The 3,318-nt window shown below is 71.1% G+C and carries 2 protein-coding genes; both read left to right on the top strand.

Annotation, left to right across the window (positions count from 1 at the left end; genetic code table 11):
* Positions 1-8: 8 nt before the first annotated feature.
* Positions 9-1,616 (top strand): FGGY-family carbohydrate kinase, encoded by a 1,608-nt coding sequence (locus RWP81_RS15540; RefSeq protein ID WP_314457621.1) that lies wholly within the window; start codon positions 9-11, stop codon positions 1,614-1,616.
* A gap of 41 nt (positions 1,617-1,657) precedes the next feature.
* On the top strand, positions 1,658-3,169 hold the full coding sequence (gene araA / locus RWP81_RS15545; RefSeq protein ID WP_314457620.1) for an L-arabinose isomerase: 1,512 nt from the start codon (positions 1,658-1,660) through the stop codon (positions 3,167-3,169).
* Positions 3,170-3,318: the final 149 nt, after the last annotated feature.

Genomic DNA, 3,318 nt, shown 5'->3' on the forward strand with positions numbered 1-3,318 from the left:
GCGCGCCGGTGAGCGCCGTCGCCACCTCGCCCGCCGAGGTCATCGCCTCCGGCCGGGCCGTGCTCGGCATCGAACTCGGTTCGACGCGCATCAAGGCCTGCCTCGTGGATGCCGACGAGCCCACCCGCGTCCTGGCCACCGGCTCCCACGCCTGGGAGAACCGCTACCGCGACGGCAACTGGACGTACTCGCTCAACGACGTCTGGACGGGTGTGCAGACCGCCTACGCCGCGCTCGTCGCCGACGTGCAGCGTGTTCACGGCGTCGCGATCGACACGCTCGCCGCGGCGGGCGTGTCGGCGATGATGCACGGCTACCTCGCGTTCGACGCCGAGGGTGAACTGCTCGTGCCGTTCCGCACTTGGCGGAACACCTCCACCGAGCGGGCCGCCGGTGTGCTGTCGGAGCTGCTGGGCACGAACATCCCGCTGCGCTGGTCGATCGCGCACCTCTACCAGGCGGTGCTCGACGAAGAAGACCACATCCCCGACGTGGCATCCTTCACCACGCTCGCCGGGTACGTCCATGAGAAGCTGACCGGCCGTCGGGTGCTCGGCATCGGCGACGCCTCCGGCATGTTCCCCATCGACGTCGCCACCCGCGACTACGACGCCGTCATGGCGGCCAAGTTCGACCGGCTCGTGGCGGAGCGGGCCCCGGGCCTCCGCCTCCGCTCGCTGCTGCCCGACGTTCTCGTCGCCGGCGACGCCGCGGGCGAGCTGACCACCGAGGGCGCGGCGCTCCTCGACCCGACCGGCGCACTGCGTCCGGGCGTGCTGTTCTGCCCGCCCGAGGGCGACGCCGGCACTGGTATGGTCGCGACGAACTCCGTCGCCCCCCGCACCGGCAACGTCAGCGCCGGCACGAGCATCTTCGCCATGGTCGTGCTCGAGGGGCCGCTTCGCCGCACCCACGACGAGCTGGATCTCGTCACCACCCCCGCCGGCGACCTCGTCGCAATGGTGCACTGCAACAACGGCGCGAGCGAGCTCGCCGCCTGGGTGGGGCTGTTCGAGCGGTTCGCGGCCATCGCCGGCGGCACCCTCGACCCCGACGAGGTGTTCGAGGCGCTGTTCATGGAGTCGCTGGACGGCGCGCCCGACGCCGGCGGCCTGCTCGCCTACAACCATCTGGCGGGAGAACCCATCGCGGGACTGCCCGAGGGGCGGCCGCTCTTCGTCCGCACGCCCGACAGCCGCCTGACGCTCGCGAACTTCATGCGCGCGCAGCTGTACGGCGTGTTCGGCACCCTCGCCCTGGGCATGCGCGTGCTCGCCGCCGAGGGAGTGGAGCTCGACCGCATGTACGCGCACGGCGGTGTGTTCCGCACGGCCGGGATCGCGCAGCGCTTCCTCGCTGGTGCGCTGGACGCGCCGGTCGCGGTCGCCGCAACCGCCTCCGAGGGCGGGGCGTGGGGGATCGCGGTCCTGGCAGCCTTCGCCGCAGACACCGCGGGCGACCCGCTCGACACCTACCTGACCGACCGCGTCTTCGCACAGGCGGGGTTCGTCTCGATCGACCCCGACCCCGAGGACGTCCCCGGGTTCGCCGCCTACCTCACCCGATACCGCGCGGGGCTCGCCATCGAGCACGCCGCGATCGCGGCGACGTCCTGACCTCGGCCGTCGCCACTCCCACCACAAAAAGGAATTCCCGCATGACCCGCACCACTCTCCGGAACGATCTCGACGGCTACGAGGTCTGGTTCGTCACCGGCAGTCAGAACCTCTACGGAGAAGAAACGCTCGCCCAGGTCGCCGAGCAGTCGCAGGCCGTCGTCGAGGGCCTCGACGGCCTGCCCGTCAAGGTCGTCTGGAAGCCCGTGCTGAAAGACTCCGACAGCATCCGCCGCATGGCGCTCGAGATCAACGGCCGTGACGACGTCATCGGCGTGATCGCGTGGATGCACACCTTCAGCCCCGCGAAGATGTGGATCTCGGGTCTCGACGCGCTGCAGAAGCCCCTGCTGCACCTGCACACGCAGGCCAACGTCGAGCTGCCGTGGAACGACATCGACTTCGACTTCATGAACCTGAACCAGGCCGCCCACGGCGACCGTGAGTTCGGCTACATCCAGACGCGTCTCGGCATCTCGCGCAAGACCGTCGTCGGCCACGTGTCGAACCCGGCCGTCCGCCAGCAGATCGAGGACTGGGAGCGCGCCGCCGCCGGCTGGACCGCCGCCCGCACCCTGAAGCTCGCCCGCTTCGGTGACAACATGCGCTTCGTCGCCGTCACCGAGGGCGACAAGACCGAGGCCGAGCTGCGGTTCGGCGTGCAGGTCAACACGTGGGGCGTGAACGAGCTCGTCGAGGCCGTCGAGGCGGCATCGGATGCCGACATCGACGCGCTCGTGCAGGAATACGTCGACAGCTACGACGTGGCATCCGAGCTGCTCCCGGGCGGCGCCCGCCACCAGTCGCTGCGCGACGGCGCGGCGATCGAGCTGGGTCTGCGCTCCTTCTTGGAGGAGGGCGGCTTCGGCGCCTTCACCACCTCGTTCGAAGACCTCGGCGCGCTCAGGCAGCTCCCCGGTCTCGCCGTGCAGCGCCTCATGGCCGAGGGCTACGGCTTCGGCGCCGAGGGCGACTGGAAGACCGCGATCCTCGTGCGCGTCGCCAACGTGATGGGCGCGGGCCTGCCCGGCGGCGCCTCGCTGATGGAGGACTACACGTACGACCTCGTGCCCGGTGCCGAGCGCATCCTCGGCGCGCACATGCTCGAGGTCTCGCCCTCGCTGAGCTCGCAGAAGCCGCGCCTGGAGATCCACGCGCTGGGTATCGGCGGCAAGGACGACCCGGTGCGCCTGGTCTTCACCGCCGACCCCGGCCCCGCGCTGGTCGTCGCGATGAGCGACATGCGCGACCGTTTCCGCCTGACCGCGAACGTCGTCGAGAACGTCGAGGCGCCCGACCTGCCGAAGCTGCCCGTGGGCCGTGCGGTGTGGAAGCCCGCCCCCGACTTCGCGACCTCGGCCGCCTGCTGGCTCGCCGCCGGAGCCGCTCACCACACCGTCATGACGACGGCCGTGGGCATCGAGGTGTTCCGCGACTTCGCCGAGATCGCCAAGACCGAGCTCGTCGTCATCGACGACGACACCACGGTCCGCGGTTTCCAGAGCGAGCTGCGCTGGAACCAGGCGTACTACCGCCTGGCCCAGGGCCTGTAAGACCCGTCGTCCCGGGCGCCGCACGCCCCGGGACGACGCGGCACTCGCGCGTTCCGGTCACTCGGGGCGTGTGCCGCGCGCCGGTTCACGGCGCACGGAAAGTGCCCCGGACTCGAGGTGGCGGTGGGCCGCCGAAGAGTCCGGGGCAC

It is taken from the genome of uncultured Microbacterium sp. (assembly GCF_963521695.1).
In the GTDB taxonomy this organism is placed as follows: Bacteria; Actinomycetota; Actinomycetes; order Actinomycetales; family Microbacteriaceae; genus Microbacterium.

What these genes read in the sequence shown, in the direction of transcription:
- araA (WP_314457620.1), top strand. Translation starts at nt 1,658, where the DNA reads ATGACCCGCACCACTCTCCGGAACGATCTCGACGGCTACGAGGTCTGG.